The following is a 14669-nucleotide window of genomic DNA, read 5'->3' on the forward strand; positions in this document are numbered from 1 at the left end:
TATCCTCAGTCCCGCATTTCGGTCTGGCGTTCGACAGGGTCGATCAGCACGGCTTTCTGCTGGCGCACCAGCAGGTCGAGAATTTCATCCTGACGGTCACCCAGGACGCCGTTGAAGCTGATGCCGCTGGATTTGGTCGGCGCCAGCATCGACACGCGGTACAACTCGACGCTCAGCGGCGAGTCGATGGCCATCGGGCCGCTGCCGTTGGCCGCCAGTTCTCCGCCGACCACGATCAGCGAAACCTGGGCGTCGAACGGGTCGAGCTTGATGTCGCGGTCGGTATCGGTCAGGTCCTTGATGTGGCCGTAGACACCGGTCAGGCCGTTGGCCATGGCGATGTTTTCGTAAAGGCGGATGTTCACGCTGTTACGAATGCGGATGCCGTGGCGCTTGTTGCTGATGACCTTGTTGCCCCACAGCAGGTTGTCGGCGGACTCGTAAAGCGTGATGCCGTCGGTGTGGTTCTTGTAGATCTCGTTGTAGGCAATGATGTTGTTGACGCTGTTACGGTCGATCACCAGCCCCGAGAGGTGGTTGTCGAAACTCTTGTTGTTGAAGATGAAACTGTCGTTCACCTCACGGGAAATGATGATCCCGTGCTTCTTCTTCGTCCCATGGACGGTGTTCTCGGCAATGATCAGGCCGTGGGAACGGTCGTGAGGGTCGATGCCGTAGACGATGTTGTCCTTGTAGGTGTTGCCCTTGACCACAAAGTCCCGGGTCTCATAGCAGTAGAAGCCGTACCACATGTCCGAGAACTCGGAACCGACGATCCAGCCGGTCGGCTCGGGACGCTTGAGCACCTTGGCCATGTTCGGCGTGTACTGGGAAATACTCACCCCGTACGACTTACTGTTGGCGTAGCCGAAGCTGGCCATCTTGCTGTTGACGATGTAAGTCTCGGTGCCGCCCCAGGCCAGCAGAAACGGGCGGAATTCCTTCGGCGAACGGAAGGTCGCCGGGCCGTTGTCCTTCTCGCGCCAGCCAGTGACTTTGGTGTCACGCACAAACAACTGACCGTCGTTGACCAGAAACGAACCGGCCTCTTGCGACAGGCGCAGTTCCTGGGTCTGGCCGTCGATGTCGAGAATGCCTTTGCGGCCCACCACGATGGGCAATTTCGCCAGATACACGCCCGGCGAGGTTTCGCTGAAGTATTGCTTGGGCAGTTTCTGCGCCAGGTCCTTCAGGTTCATGTAGCCGTCGTCGACGAAGATCGCCTGCGGGATGCCGTGCTGACGCACCACCCATTCGGCCATCTTGTTGTCGCCGCCGATGAAGTCCTTCAGGGCGTCTTCCTGCATCATCCGGCGCACGCTGATCTTGCCCGGTTTGCTGCGCACGATTTTCGCGGCAGCGGCCTCGGCGGTGAAGTCGGAGAGGTCGGGCAGTTTCGGCTTGGCCAGTTCCAGCGCCTCGGTCGGGGCGCTGCTGACGGTGTAGGTCTTGGCCTGTTGCAGTTCCTTGGCGATGGTGACCGGCTTGCCAGGCTGAGGGGCCGCCGGTTCGACCGTGGCGAAGGCGCCAGTCGAGGCCAGCAACAGGGCGCCGGCCAACAGGCTGAGCGAGCCTTTCCTTGGGTTGTTCATGTCGGGCACTCCCTTCGCGGTTTGCATCAGAAGCGCCAGATCACGTCGATGAACGCGCGGTGCATGTACGAATCGACCTGGCTGCCATAGGCATCACCCGGCTTGAACACACCGCCACGCAAACGCACCAGGGCCGAAGGCTCGTCGATCGACTGGCTCAGCGCCGCCGGCAGCAGGCCCTGCTTGAAGTACTTGGTGACCACCAGATCCATTTCCTGGCCCAGATCCTTGTTGCCGTCCTGCAGTGGCAGGGAGGTGCTGGAAAGGATCGCGCCAGTGACGTCGTCGGTGTTGTTTTCCACAGCGTTGATGCCGTTGCTGCCCACCGGTTTGTTGCCGTCCACGCGCCAGAACTTGTGGTAGATCAGGCTGGCGTCGTACTGGTCGTTGAGCATCCAGGAACCGAACAGGGTGGCGGTCTGCATGTTGTTCATTTCGCCACGGAAAGCCTCGCCGAAACGGTGCACCCGCGAGCGGGTGCCGGTGTAGTTCGAGCGGTTGCTTTCCAGGCCGTTCTGTTGGTAATCGGCACTGGCGCGGGCATAGGCCGCACCGACCTGCCACTGCGGATCGAGGCGCAGGCGCACGCCGATGTCGGTGGCCCAGCCGTTGATGTCTTCGCTACGCTTGGCCTGTGCCGGGCGGGTACCGTCGGCGTTCAGCGGGTTGACCGTGTCGCGGTCACCGCTCATGCCAGTGATGCTGCCCCAGTAGTTGACGGTGTTGGTGTTGCGCCAGTTGTAGGCGTCGCTGTCGGCGGTCAGACCGAGCCAGCTGATGTCGCCGTTCTGGGTTTTGTCGAGGGTGTCGCGGGGCACGCCCGGTTCGGCGTAATCGAGTTTGCCGTCATCGTGGGTGTGATGGCCGCGTATGCCGACCCAGTTGCCCGGTGTCCACTGATACGCCGCATCGGCGTAGGCGTGCAGGCGATCCTTGTCTTTCGGTGCCAGCTCTTTCAGATCGGTGCGGTATTCGCTGAAGCGCTCGGCGACACCGGCATTGGCACGCAGCAGGGTGGTGTCGAAGGTCCAGTTCAGCGCTTCGATATTGGTGTCGCGCCACTGGCCGTCGTCGTTGCGCAGGCGCTGGCGACCGAACTTGAGGATCTCGCCGGGGTAGGGCGTCAGGCCGCTGTAGCCGACCCAGAACTCGCGCATCGCCAGGTAGTTTTTCTTGGTCTTGCGGTCGCCGTTGTCGGTGGTTTCGGCGCCGTCGGACTGTTGCAGGGTGTCGGTCTCGATGATGTCGGTCGAGGTCACGGCCTGCCCCATGGCGTAGGCGCTCCAGGCGCCGCTTTCGCCGTAGACCCAGGGGCGCAGATCCAGGCCCACACCGTTGACGTCGCCACCCGGGGCGGTGCCGAGGTCGCGGTCGTCTTCGGACTGGCCGGTGATTTTCACTTCGAGGCCGAAGTTCTTGGTTTCGGTCATCGCGGCCAGTGTCGGGCAAGACCAGATCAGCGCGAACGAAAGGCCAATGCCGGCCTTCACGAATGGATTCAACTTCATAATTTTTCCTCGCCGTCTTCTTCTTGCAGGGCGTGCAGTTGCATTGCGTTCGGGTTCAGGGCGCCACGGCTGGCCTGTTCCTGTTGCAACAGGCGCTGGGCTTCGGCCAGGCGCTCGGGGGGCAATTGCGCCGCGAGGGTGGTCGCCAGCTCATCGGCTTGCGGGGTGTTCTGCGCCTTGGCCAGTTGGCTGAACACGTAGGCGTTGAGCGGATCGGGTTTGGTGCCCTTGCCCTGGGAAAACAGCTGGGCGATGGCGAAGTCGGCGCTGTTCTGGCCGTTGCGCGCAGCGGTCAGCAGGTGGTCGAGAGCCTTCTGCGGATAGACCTTGCCCAGGTAGCCACGGCGGTAGATCTGGCCCAGGTAGTAGTCGGCGGCGACTTCGCGGCCAACGGCTTTCTGGAAATGTTCCTCGGCGACTTTCGCGTCGGCCGGTACCAGTTTGCCTTCGTAGTAGAGCTTGCCCAGCAACAGTTCGGCACGGGGCTGGTCGGCGGCGCGGCCGTTGTCCAGGTACTTCATCATCTGATCGACGTCGCCCAGTTCCGGGAAGTCGTAGAGCAATTGCGCCAGCGTCACCCACGATGCCGGGTACCCCGGAGCGATCGGCTCGAGCAGCGCCTGTGCAGTCTTTTCGTCGGTCTTGCCGAGGGTCGAATCGGCGAGCACACGGGCAACGGAGTCCACACGCTGGGCCGTGACGCTGCCACGGCTGTAAGCGGCCTGCATTTGCTTGATCAGCTCGGCTTGCTGGTCTGGCTGGGCACGTTTCTGATAGACCGTGGCCAGTTCGACGTAGCAGATGTCGGTGGTGTGGAGCGCGGCCTTGCAGATCTTTTCCACGTCATCCAGATGTTGGTCGTAAGTGCCCTGGGTGCGATACAGCAGCACCTGCGCCAGGCCCGCTTCCGGATAGCCCGACTTGCGCCACTGGTCGATCTGCTGCTGGGCGTTGATGTTCGGGAAACTGTGCGGGTATTGCAGGTACAGCATCGCGAGCGGGATCAGCGTGTTGCCTTCGCCACTGGCGGCGGCTTTCTTCAGCAGGGTTTCGGCCTCGTGATGTTCGGCTTCGGTGGAGCCGGGCTTGGCCACCAGCAAGCGACCGAGTCGGGCCTGGGCGCGCGGCGAAACACTGGCGGCGGCGCGGTAGGTGGCTTCGGCCTGTTTCATCTGTTCCGGGTCGCGGCTGTCGACCTGAATATCGGCGAGGCCGACCTGTGCTTCGCTGTAACCCAGGTCGGCCAGCGCACGGTAGTTCTGCGCGGCGGTCGCGGTGTCACCGCGCTTGAGCGCTTCGTTGGCCAGACGCTGGTCGGGCAGGCCGGCGCAACCGGCCAGAGACACTGCTAATGCAACTGCACACAGAGGACCCATGTGGGAGCGGGCTTGCTCGCGAAGGCGGTGTGTCAGCCCACACTGATTCTGAATGTTGAACCGCATTCGCGAGCAAGCCCGCTCCCACAAGGGCTGCGGCGTGTTCAAAAGAGTAGGAGTAGTCACAGGCATGTCCTCGACTTAAAGACCGGCAGCCATGGCTTTGTCGATCAGCCAGTTCAGGTTCGGGCCACGGTCGCTGTTCACTTCCACCGGACGGCCGGCAAAGGTGCTGTCCAGCGGCTCGTCCGGCTGGATCTGCACGCGGATATCGGAGGACAGGTCAGCGCTTTTCAGGCTGGTGCTGCTGATGATCTTGCCGGTGCGGGTCTTGTCTTCGCCGGCGATCTGGAAGCTCACGGGTGTACCCGGGCGCACGTCGCCGAACTGGCGATAGGAGAAGCGTGCATCGACGGTGGCCTGGGTGTTGCGCGGTACCAGGGTGAAGATCACATCGCCCTTGCTCGCGTATTGACCGTCAGCCACCAGTTGCTGAGCCACGGTGCAATCGCACGGCGAGGTGAGGGTGCCGGTCATTTGCTTGCCGAACAGTTCTTCAACCTTGGCCGGTTGCAACTGGTCTTCATCCAGATGGCCCTTGAGCACGTCGAGCATGCTGGTGCTGAAAGTCGCCAGCGGTGCGCCCTTGGCGGCGACGCCGTCGGACTTCACCAGGCTCTGCACGGTGCCGTCGCGAGGCATGGTGATGTTCATCCCCGGCACGCTGACCAGGCCGGCCTGCGCGTGGCTGACGAAGTACATGCTGTACACCGATTTGAAAACGAAACCCGCCGCCACGAGGCCGATCGCGAAGATACCGGCACTGAAGGTCACGGCTTTCAGACGCCCGAACGGGGTCATGCCGTGGCCGCCGTCCTTGGCCTTGCGCGCCTTGGTGAAGTTGTCGCGCTGCAGGGTTGCCAGCACTTCGCCGATGGTGACGATGTCGCCGGCCAGGTGCGAAGTGATCAGGTGGCGCAGGGTGGAAATGTCCTGCGGTTCGAGGTTCTGGAACTGGCAGCCGGCGCGGCCGGTCTGGCGGTCGTAGGAACGCACTTGCAGTTCAACATCCATGGCGATGCCGAGGTTGTCGATGACGAATTGCAGGCGCGCCTTGTACACCTGGCCGACGGTCAGTGGCAGTTGCCCGGCGTTGAACGCCAGACCACCGGCGGACAGGTCGATGACCCGCGCTTCGACCGGTGTGCGGTCAGGGCCGAAGAATCGCAGTTTGGCCGGGATTTTCACTCGGGCGTGCTGACGCTGGGCTTCGGATTCATGCACTACGTTGACGTTGACGGCGGTATTCATGGGGGCGATTTCCTTGTTAATTCAAGAGGGGCAGGTCAGACCATCATCAGCAGCACGGCGACGAAAATGCTGCCGGCGGAGAAGGTCATGGTCCGAGACGACCAGGTGTTGAACCAACGTTGAAAGCTGGCGAGATCACGGGTCAGGGAAGTGGGCTGGCGAGTCCAGGATTGTTGGTCGAGGCGGAAGAACACGTAGATCTTCACCAGCGCGCCGACGATCTGGTTGTAATAGAGAATCACCGGGTAGGCCGGGCCGATACGGTGGCCGGAGCACGACAGCAGCAGCGTCAGAATCAGGCGGGTGATGCCGATCCACAGCAGGTACGCGAGGATGAACGCGCCGCCGTACTTGAAGCTGGCGATGATCGCTACGGTCAGGCCGAGCAGCGAGGTCCACATCGATACGCGCTGGTCGAACAGCACCACCGAGGTAAAGGCGCCGAGGCGTTTCACACCCAGGCCCAGCGCCCGGGAGTTCTGCCGCAGGTTGTTGCCGTACCAGCGGAACATCAGTTTGCGACTGGCCTTGATGAAGCTCTTTTCCGGTGGGTGTTCAACGGTGTTGATCGCGGCGTCCGGCACGTAGAAGGTGTCGTAGCCCAGGCGCATCAGGCTGAACCAGCTCGACTTGTCGTCGCCGGTCAGGAACTTGAAACGGCCCAGGCGCCAGTGTTGCAGCGAGTCGCTTTCGACGTCGGCGATGAAGTCCGGGTTGGTGACCACGGAAGCTCGGAACACCGACATCCGGCCGGTCATGGTCAGCACGCGCTTGGACAGGGCCATCGAGCACATGTTGATGTGGCGCTGGGCGAAACGCAGCTTGTGCCACTCGCTCATGATGTAGCCGCCGCGCACTTCGCAGAATTCGTTGGTGGTCAGGCCGCCGACGTTGCCGAACATCTGGAACCACGGCACGGTCTTGCGCACCACGCCTTCGCCGAGCACGGTGTCGCCGTCGATAACGGCAACCACGGCGCGGTCGTCCGGCAGGTGACGGGAGATCGCACGGAAGCCATAAGCCAGGCCATCGCGTTTGCCGGTGCCGGGAATGCGCACGAAGTCGAGTTTGACCCGGTCCGGTGGATTCATCCGTGCCCACAGCGCCTTGACCAGCAGCTCGTCGGACATTTCGACGATGGAGCAGACCACGGTGGTCGGCAGTTCGCAGTCGATGGCTTCGCGGATCACCGAGCTGTAGACCTGCGCGGTGGTCAACGCGTCGATGCGAAAACTGGTGACCATCAGAAACACATGGGACGGGTCCGCCGCCTTACCCAGCTTGCGAACCTTGCGGCGCAGGTGCGGGTAGACGATGTAGAGAAAAATCATGCCGCGCACAAAGTGCGTGGCACCCATCGAGTAGCGCCAGATACCCACGGCGCCAATCAGGAAAATGAAGTCCTTCGACTCGGAGTCGAATGTGGACACGGGCAGCATCAGGGCCAGGCCCATCAGCAGGCTCAGAAACAAAAGCCAGCCGGCGGATTGCAGAAAAAAATGTGTGAGCTTGGACATGACCGTCATCCGAAGGTGATGGGGGCTTCAGGCCGCCCGCCGATTCACGGCGTGCGGCCTGAAGCTCGAGGCTTGCTGCTGCGTTACCAGCAGATCCCTTCGGTGCGGCTACCGGCACTGGTGGCCTTGGACATGAAGCCCACCAGGTCGATCACCTGCTTGCCGTGCGGCGCTTCTTCGGCTAAGGCGCGGAACTTCTCGTCGCGGTTGCCGAGGATGATCACGTCGGAGTTGTCGATCACCGAATCGAAGTCCGCATTGAGCAGGGACGACACGTGGGGGATCTTCGACTCGATGTAATCCTTGTTCGCGCCGTGGACACGGGCGTACTGGACGTTGCTGTCGTAGATGCTCAGGTCGTAACCCTTGCCGATCAGCATCTCGGCCAATTCCACCAGCGGGCTTTCGCGCAGGTCGTCGGTGCCGGCCTTGAAGCTCAGGCCCAGCAGGGCGACTTTGCGTTTGTCATGGCTTTCAACGATGTCGAAGGCGTTCTGCACTTGCGATTCGTTGCTGCGCATCAGCGAGTTGAGCAGCGGCGCTTCGACGTCCAGGGAGCCGGCGCGGTAGGTCAGGGCGCGCACGTCTTTGGGCAGGCACGAACCGCCGAAAGCGAAGCCCGGACGCATGTAGTACTGGGACAGGTTGAGGGTCTTGTCCTGGCAGACCACGTCCATCACTTCACGGCCATCGACGCCCACCGCTTTGGCGATGTTGCCGATCTCGTTGGCGAAGGTCACTTTGGTCGCGTGCCAGACGTTGCAGGTGTACTTGATCATCTCGGCGACGGCGATGTCCTTGCGGATGATCGGTGCGTCGAGTTCTTCGTACAGCGATTGCAGAACGTCACCCGAGGCCTTGTCGAACTCGCCGATGACGGTCATCGGTGGCAGGTCGTAGTCGGCGATCGCGGTGGACTCACGCAGGAACTCAGGGTTGACCGCCACGCCGAAATCGACGCCGGCCTTCTTGCCGGAGCAGTCTTCGAGGATCGGGATGACAACGTTTGCCACGGTGCCCGGCAGCACGGTGCTGCGCACCACGATGGTGTGGCGGGTGGATTTTTCACGCAGGACAAAACCGATCTCGCGGCACACCGCTTCGATGTAGTTCAGCTCCAGGTCGCCGTTCTTCTTGCTCGGCGTGCCGACGCAGATCATCGACAGATCGGTGTCACGAATCGCCTCGGCGAAGTTGGTCGTGCCGCGCAGACGACCGGTCTCGATCCCTTGCGCCAGCAACTCGCCCAGGCCCGGTTCGACAATGGGGGATTTGCCAGCGTTGATCATGTCGATCTTGTCTTTGGCAACATCGACGCCAACCACGTCATGGCCCCGTGCAGACAGGCAACCGGCACACACTGCGCCGACGTAACCCAAACCAAATATGCTGATGCGCATCGCAATTACCTCTGTATATATCAGGCCGTTAGAGGGCCGGAGTTAATGGTGTTCAGCGGTTTTAGTGCACTCGAAAGTGTGACTTGCAGGCGTCACAATGCCGTGTGCAGGCATACTAAGTTTCGAGTGTCTAAATAAGTGCACTCAAGATGTGCGCAACCAGGCCTTGTTGTGACGTGCCCCGTTATGCAGCTGATCCTCTGGCAAGAGGACTCTTGTGCAATCTCGTTTTGCGCGCCCGATGTCAGGCGCAGGCCTGTAGATCGGGCGGTTGGGTGCTCAGGCGAGCACGTTTATAAGGGCGCGGCCTTGGCCTTGTAGGGGATATTGATGGTGCGTATCTCCTGTCCTTCGATAGTTGTCCAGAGTTGTTATCCATGCAGGCAAGTTGCTGTGACAACTTGGTTACATGGTTTCAGTCTCTGAGTAAGTTATCTCGTACAAGCTCGGCGATAATCGTTACCGGTGGTATGAGCTATGCATTTGGACATAGTTCCAGTCCGCCCATCGCGAATTCTGAAATTTCTTGAAATATTGAGAAAGATGGCACTGCTCTCATATTGATAGCACTTTCCATTTCGCCCTTTATTAATAGGCAGATAATCGCGTTAGATAGTTTTGTGCCACTACTCTGAAAAAAATCAGGTGCCACTACTGAAAAAAATGACATCTGTCGAGTGAAAGAAAAGATAGAAATGAGGGTGCTGTTTTTATGGCGCCAATAAATCGGCGAAAAGGAGGGAGGTTTTTTTGACGTCGTGCGAGGTGCACGACTCTCTCTATAAAGAGTCGTGCAATGGGCATGCTTTATTCGGGTGCGTGATCGCGCAGAAACACCAGATTGTCCGGTTTGGACTGTTCGGCGCTGTAGCGATAACCCTGCACATCGAACTGTTTGAGGGCCGCCGGATCGTTGATGCGTTCCTGGATCACGAAGCGGCTCATCAGGCCTCGGGCTTTCTTGGCGTAGAAGCTGATGATCTTGTACTGGCCGTTCTTCAGGTCCTTGAACTCGGTGTTGATGATCCGCGCGTTCAGGGCCGTGCGCTTGACCGCCGAGAAGTACTCGTTGGACGCCAGGTTCAGCAGCACGTCGTCGCCCTGATCGGCCAGTGCTTCGTTCAGCCATTCGCTGATGCGTGTGCCCCAGAAGGCGTACAAGTCCTTGCCCCGGGCGTTGGCCAGTCTGGTGCCCATTTCCAGGCGATACGGCTGCATCAGATCGAGCGGGCGCAGCAGGCCGTAAAGGCCGGAGAGCATGCGCAGGTGCTGTTGCGCGTAGTCGAAATCGGCTTCGCTGAAGCTCTGGGCGTCGAGTCCGGTGTAGACGTCGCCCTTGAAGGCCAGCAGCGCCTGCTTGGCGTTTTCCGGTGTGAACGCCGGTGTCCAGCTGCCGAAACGCGCGGCGTTCAGGCCGCCGATCTTGTCGGAGACGTGCATCAGTTCGCTGATCTGCGCCGGGCTCAGTTCGCGCAATTGCTGGATCAGCTCCTGGGAATGGTCGAGGTATTGCGGCTGGGTGAAGCGCTGGGTCGCCGGCGGTGTTTCATAATCGAGGGTCTTGGCGGGGGAAATCACCATCAGCATGAAGTCGTCTCCTTTAATCGTGGGGGCGATTCTAGGGGGTTGGGGCGCATGACTCCAGCTATCGCGTCCATAGGTGATCGGCGGTTTACGAGCCGGATCGGCTATAGTGCCGCGCGGGTTTTGTTATGGAGACACCCTTTGCGCATTGTTCTTTTTTTCACCGCGTGGCTGTTGAGCGTCGGGGCCATGGCGGCACCGGGCGATATCGCCACGCTGGATCGCAGCACCTGGCCGGAGAAACTCGACAACCCGACCCTGTTCGACGTCGCCTCTCGGGCGGAAGTCCTGATGTTCGCCCGGGGCCTGCTGGGCAGCGAAGCGCTGGATGAGGCCGCGCTGGCCCAGCGTCTGGGGCTGCGCACGGTCAACCTGGACGCAATCAACAGCCTGCGCGAGCGTCTGTGGCAGCGTTTGCTGACCAGCTACAACTACGCCCAGCAGAGCTGCGATCAGGACGCTTCCTTCTGCTTCCTCGTCGAAGATCTGCCGACCCTGCGCGAGCAGGCGGCCAAGTTTGTGGTCAGCGATGAAAGCTATTACACCAAGTGGGCCGAGCCGAGCCGGATCTTCCATCAGCAGTACCTGGATGAACTGCTGCGCAAGGCGGCGCTGTCACCGCAGACCACCAGCGAAGTCGATCATTTTGGTGACTACGAGCGTAATGGCGACGAGATGCATGACCGGTTGTTCCTGTTGAGCTTCGACAGTGCCGCCAACCTGATGCCGGACAACACTGAATGGCTCGCCGAATACCTGCGCAAATCGAACATGAGTGGAACGTTCTTCATGTTGGGCAAAGATATTCAGGCGCGGTTGAACGAGCGTTCGGTGAGCAGTCTGCAAGTGGCGTTTTCCAGGCAGTGCGTCGGCGTGCAAGGCTGGGAATTCCGCTCCCACAGCCACTGGCAGGACTGGCAGGACTCGGTGCGGCGCAGTGCCGATCTGGTCAAGAGCAAGTTGCCGGAGAACTACGTGCCGCTGTTCCGACCGCCAGAAGGCCAGCGTCGCAGCGATGCGGGCAGTTTCTTCCACAATCAGGGCCTGCAAGTGGCGCTCTGGGACATCGATGCCCAGGACGGTGCCGGCAAGCTCAAGGGCAATCCGAGCGCGCAGCGGGTGCTGACCCTGATGCTGCTGTGGCGGCACGGGGTGATCAATTTCAACATGAAGCAGGATGCGGTGAAGACTGCGTTGCCGTGGCTGATCACGCAGACCGCGCAAAGCGGCATCGGCTGGGAAGACTGTCAGGACGCTTTTCGCTGACAAACGGAAAGAGCCCGGAAACATTGGGCTTGGGGTGAATTTTTTGCAAAATTCGATGCAGGCGGACTTCCGACTCTAACGGGGGCAGGGCAGTCCGCCAAGGGCTTTTCGTCACTTTGCAAAATAAACTTCAAAAAAGCGTCAAAGTGCTTTTTTCTGTCACGGGTTTTGGAGTATTACGAAGTCAGACCGCCGAAACCTGCAACACAGGTGGCGTCTTCCAAGACCCATTTTGTGTGCGGTTCACCTGCTATCCCGACAAAAGCTGTGCAGGTGGATTCGGCAGTCACTTCGAGGCGCAGCACCGCCCAGGTATTGCGTCGAATGGCTCCCACAAAGGTGACCGAGTATGGATGATCACGGACGTAGCCCTTCTTCCAACCAGCCAATCCTTTATGTACTCGATACCAACGTACTGATTCACGATCCGAATGCCCTGCTGAATTTCGAAGAACACCACGTCGCGATTCCGATGACCGTGCTTGAAGAGCTGGACAAGCTCAAGAGCGGGCATCACAGCGTGGCCGCCGAATGCCGTCAGGCGATCCGGCTGATCGACAAGACGTTGGGCGATGCCTCGCCCGAAGACGTCGAGCAAGGGGTACCGATCCAGCGCGGCAAGAGCGGGCCGAAGGGCTTGCTGTCAATTCTGATGAGCAAACAGGCCGAATCGAACCTGATTCTGCCCGAGCACCTGAACGACAACAAAATCATCAATCAGTTGATCGATCTGCACACCCGCGATCCGAAAAAACCGGTGGTGCTGGTCACCAAAGACATCAATATGCGCCTCAAGGCGCGCGCCTGCGGGATCGACGCCGAGGACTACAGCACCGACCAACTGGTCGATGACGTGTCCCTGCTGCCCAACGGTTATCACAACATGACCGGCTCCTTCTGGGACCGCGTGAGCAAGGTCGAAACCCGTCAGGACCATGGCCGCACCTGGCACCAGGTGCAGTTGATCGACAACCTGCCGGCCGTGCATATCAACGAGTTCATCATCGATGAGCAAGGCTTCGTCGGCTGGATCAAGGAGATCGAAGAAGACCGCCTGCTGATTCTGGATCTGCACCAGGAACCGCTGTTGCATCAGGAAGCCTGGGGCCTCAAGCCGCGTGACATCTATCAGAGCCTGGCGCTGTACGCCTTGCTCGACCCGGACATTCACCTGGTCAACCTGTCCGGCGCCGCCGGTTCCGGCAAGACCATCCTGGCGCTGGCGGCTGCGATCGAGCAGACCATGGTCAGCAAGCGTTATCGCCGTATCATCGCCACCCGCAGCGTACAGGGCCTGGACCAGGAAATCGGCTTCCTGCCCGGCACCGAAGCGGAAAAAATGGAGCCCTGGCTGGGCGCCATTACCGACAACCTCGAAGCCTTGCACATGGATGACGAAAACACCCATGGCAGCGTCGACTACATCCTCAGCAAAGTGCCGTTGCAGTTCAAATCGCTCAACTACATTCGCGGTCGCAGCTTCCAGCAGAGCCTGATCCTGATCGACGAATGCCAGAACCTCACGCCGCACCAGATGAAAACCATCATTACCCGGGCCGGCGCCGGTTCCAAAGTGGTGTGCCTGGGCAACCTGGCACAGATCGACACCCCATACCTGTCCGCGACCAGTTCCGGGCTGACCTACCTGACCGAACGTTTCAAGGATTTCCCCAACGGTGTGCACATCACCCTGCAAGGGGTGCCGCGTTCGATTCTGGCCGAATACGCCGAATCCCATCTGTAACCCGCCAAATGGAACCGGGCGACGGCGACGTCGCCCGGTTTTTTATGTGCGCAATTCTGACCCCCAGGTTTACAATCGACGCTCCTGATCAGGAGTAATCCCGTGCTGACTCATCTCGATTCCCAAGGGCGCGCCAACATGGTCGACGTCACCGAAAAAGCCGTGACGTTCCGCGAGGCGACGGCCCAAGCCCTGGTGCGCATGCTGCCCGACACCCTGCAGATGATCGTCAGCGGCGGCCATCCCAAGGGCGACGTGTTCGCCGTGGCGCGCATCGCCGGCATTCAGGCGGCGAAGAAAACCAGTGACCTGATTCCCCTGTGCCATCCGCTGATGCTCACTGGCGTCAAGGTTGAACTCAGTGCGGAAGGCGACGACGCGGTGCGCATCGTGGCCCGTTGCAAGCTGTCCGGGCAGACCGGTGTCGAGATGGAAGCACTGACTGCCGCCAGTGTCGCCGCGCTGACGATCTACGACATGTGCAAGGCCGTGGATCGCGGCATGACCATCGAAAGCGTGCGCCTGCTGGAGAAAGTCGGCGGCAAGAGCGGGCACTTCCAGGCGGAGCAGCCATGAACCTGACCGTGAGGTTTTTTGCCCGTTACCGCGAGGCCCTGGGTGTGGATTCGGTGAAGGTCGAGGGCGATTTTGCGACGGTGGAAGACGTACGCGCCTTGCTCGCCAAGCGTGACGGCGCCGAGGTGCTGAGCGAACAGAACCTGATGTGCGCGCGCAACGAAGACCTTTGCCAGCTCGACGAACCGGTGGTCGATGGCGATGAAGTGGCGTTTTTCCCCACTGTGACCGGAGGCTGAACCATGGCGATTCGGGTGCAGTCCACGGCGTTCGATCCCGGCGCTGAAGTCAACGCGATGCACGCGGCCAATGTCGGCGTCGGCGCGGTGGTGAGCTTTGTCGGTTACGTACGCGACTTCAACGATGGCCTCGATGTCGCCGGGATGTTCCTTGAGCACTATCCGGGCATGACCGAAAAGGCCCTCGGCAAGATCGCCATGGAGGCCGAGCAGCGCTGGCCGTTGTTGAAGCTGGAAGTGTTACACCGCATCGGCGCGCTGGAGCCGGGCGAACCGATCGTGTTCGTCGGCGCCGCCAGTGCCCACCGTCAGGCGGCATTCGACGCCTGCGCCTTTGTCATGGATTACCTGAAGACCCGCGCGCCGTTCTGGAAGAAAGAGAACACCAGCGACGGCCCGCGCTGGGTTGAAGGGCGTGACAGCGATCATGCGGCGGCGGATCGCTGGAAGCAGTAGATTTTGCGCTGTACTCCCGGCCCTCTTCGCGAGCAAGCCCGCTCCCACAGGGAAATGCATTCCAATGTGGGAGCGGGCTTGCTCGCGAAGGCGTCATCCG

At 60.6% G+C, this 14669-nt stretch carries 12 protein-coding genes; 5 read left to right on the forward strand and 7 right to left on the reverse strand.

The features are described from left to right. Positions 1-5: 5 nt before the first annotated feature. From algG to yaaA, 7 genes are all read right to left on the reverse strand, one after another. Positions 6-1592 carry a mannuronan 5-epimerase AlgG gene (algG, locus tag J5M72_RS09440; protein WP_207865322.1) on the reverse strand — a complete coding sequence of 529 codons (1587 nt, stop codon included), beginning with the start codon at positions 1590-1592 and terminating at the stop codon, positions 6-8. A gap of 26 nt (positions 1593-1618) precedes the next feature. Then, on the reverse strand, positions 1619-3100 hold the full coding sequence (locus J5M72_RS09445) for an alginate export family protein (RefSeq protein WP_169428955.1): 1482 nt from the start codon (positions 3098-3100) through the stop codon (positions 1619-1621). After that, positions 3097-4602: an alginate biosynthesis TPR repeat lipoprotein AlgK gene (algK, locus tag J5M72_RS09450; protein ID WP_169428956.1), complete on the reverse strand. Its 1506-nt coding sequence runs from the start codon at positions 4600-4602 to the stop codon at positions 3097-3099. The genes J5M72_RS09445 and algK overlap by 4 nt, the downstream gene beginning before the upstream one ends. A 15-nt stretch (positions 4603-4617) precedes the next feature. Further along, complete coding sequence (locus J5M72_RS09455) at positions 4618-5787, reverse strand: alginate biosynthesis protein Alg44 (protein WP_207865323.1); 1170 nt, start codon at positions 5785-5787, stop codon at positions 4618-4620. Between the two features lie 35 nt (positions 5788-5822). Continuing rightward, positions 5823-7304 (reverse strand): mannuronan synthase, encoded by a 1482-nt coding sequence (gene alg8 / locus J5M72_RS09460; RefSeq protein ID WP_169428958.1) that lies wholly within the window; start codon positions 7302-7304, stop codon positions 5823-5825. Positions 7305-7387: 83 nt separating this feature from the next. Further along, complete coding sequence (locus tag J5M72_RS09465; protein ID WP_169428959.1) at positions 7388-8704, reverse strand: UDP-glucose/GDP-mannose dehydrogenase family protein; 1317 nt, start codon at positions 8702-8704, stop codon at positions 7388-7390. An 807-nt stretch (positions 8705-9511) separates the two neighbouring features. After that, entirely contained in the window at positions 9512-10291 is a 780-nt protein-coding gene (yaaA, locus tag J5M72_RS09470; protein ID WP_207865324.1) for a peroxide stress protein YaaA, read from the reverse strand. A 186-nt stretch (positions 10292-10477) separates the two neighbouring features. Between yaaA and J5M72_RS09475 the strand changes: the two genes are divergently transcribed. The 5 genes from J5M72_RS09475 to moaE all read left to right on the forward strand — a co-directional run bounded on the left by J5M72_RS09475 (position 10478) and on the right by moaE (position 14569). Continuing rightward, positions 10478-11554, forward strand: a complete 1077-nt coding sequence (locus J5M72_RS09475) for a polysaccharide deacetylase family protein (protein ID WP_169432596.1) — start codon at positions 10478-10480, stop codon at positions 11552-11554. A gap of 349 nt (positions 11555-11903) precedes the next feature. Next, the gene (locus tag J5M72_RS09480; protein WP_085729706.1) at positions 11904-13298 is read left to right on the forward strand and encodes a PhoH family protein; all 1395 of its coding nucleotides are present in this window, start codon (positions 11904-11906) and stop codon (positions 13296-13298) included. 102 nt (positions 13299-13400) lie between these two features. After that, positions 13401-13874 carry a cyclic pyranopterin monophosphate synthase MoaC gene (gene moaC / locus J5M72_RS09485; RefSeq protein ID WP_007957321.1) on the forward strand — a complete coding sequence of 158 codons (474 nt, stop codon included), beginning with the start codon at positions 13401-13403 and terminating at the stop codon, positions 13872-13874. Then, positions 13871-14113 (forward strand): molybdopterin converting factor subunit 1, encoded by a 243-nt coding sequence (gene moaD, locus J5M72_RS09490; protein WP_207865325.1) that lies wholly within the window; start codon positions 13871-13873, stop codon positions 14111-14113. Before moaC ends, moaD begins: the two co-directional genes overlap by 4 nt. A 3-nt stretch (positions 14114-14116) precedes the next feature. After that, complete coding sequence (moaE, locus tag J5M72_RS09495) at positions 14117-14569, forward strand: molybdopterin synthase catalytic subunit MoaE (RefSeq protein ID WP_169428961.1); 453 nt, start codon at positions 14117-14119, stop codon at positions 14567-14569. The last annotated feature ends 100 nt before the right edge of the window (positions 14570-14669 follow it).

It is taken from the genome of Pseudomonas sp. 58(2021) (assembly GCF_017491585.1).
Classification (GTDB): domain Bacteria; phylum Pseudomonadota; class Gammaproteobacteria; order Pseudomonadales; family Pseudomonadaceae; genus Aquipseudomonas; species Aquipseudomonas fluorescens_BT.

Coding starts and splice junctions, on each gene's coding strand:
- J5M72_RS09475 (WP_169432596.1), top strand. CDS start 10,478: ATGGCGGCACCGGGCGATATCGCCACGCTGGATCGCAGCACCTGGCCG.
- algG (WP_207865322.1), bottom strand. CDS start 1,592: ATGAACAACCCAAGGAAAGGCTCGCTCAGCCTGTTGGCCGGCGCCCTG.
- J5M72_RS09465 (WP_169428959.1), bottom strand. CDS start 8,704: ATGCGCATCAGCATATTTGGTTTGGGTTACGTCGGCGCAGTGTGTGCC.
- moaE (WP_169428961.1), top strand. CDS start 14,117: ATGGCGATTCGGGTGCAGTCCACGGCGTTCGATCCCGGCGCTGAAGTC.
- J5M72_RS09455 (WP_207865323.1), bottom strand. CDS start 5,787: ATGAATACCGCCGTCAACGTCAACGTAGTGCATGAATCCGAAGCCCAG.
- J5M72_RS09445 (WP_169428955.1), bottom strand. CDS start 3,100: ATGAAGTTGAATCCATTCGTGAAGGCCGGCATTGGCCTTTCGTTCGCG.
- yaaA (WP_207865324.1), bottom strand. CDS start 10,291: ATGCTGATGGTGATTTCCCCCGCCAAGACCCTCGATTATGAAACACCG.
- moaD (WP_207865325.1), top strand. CDS start 13,871: ATGAACCTGACCGTGAGGTTTTTTGCCCGTTACCGCGAGGCCCTGGGT.
- J5M72_RS09480 (WP_085729706.1), top strand. CDS start 11,904: ATGGATGATCACGGACGTAGCCCTTCTTCCAACCAGCCAATCCTTTAT.
- alg8 (WP_169428958.1), bottom strand. CDS start 7,304: ATGTCCAAGCTCACACATTTTTTTCTGCAATCCGCCGGCTGGCTTTTG.